This is a genomic window from Pseudomonas sp. SIMBA_068, from assembly GCF_046534705.1.
GTDB lineage: Bacteria > Pseudomonadota > Gammaproteobacteria > Pseudomonadales > Pseudomonadaceae > Aquipseudomonas > Aquipseudomonas putida.
The window spans coordinates 1-267 of the sequence record NZ_JAWRYI010000652.1; the positions used below are offsets into that span (position 1 = coordinate 1).

Annotated in this window: 1 pseudogene; it reads left to right on the forward strand. The window is 54.7% G+C overall.

The annotated features are described in order from the left end of the window. Window positions 1–267: pseudogene (locus SB756_RS30840) on the forward strand (conjugative coupling factor TraD, PFGI-1 class); the annotation flags it as partial.

A 267-nucleotide genomic window follows, 5' to 3' on the forward strand; every position in this document is an offset into this window, starting at 1 on the left:
GCCCGAAGAGCAGGACGTGAAAGCGAGTTCTACGTCTTTCATCTGGGTTGGCCGGACTATTCTTCTCGATACAACGCCATTGGACGTTTCGGCAGAATCTCAGAAGTAGCCAGCAGGATTTCAGGGCAGCTGTCAGGGGAAGGCAACAGTGCAGCCTTTCGTGAATTTGCTTGGCGTTTCGTCAACATCATCGCGCGCGCCCTGGTGGAGCTTGGAGTCCGCCCCGACTACCTGAAGATCCAACAGCATGTGATCAACATCGATGCG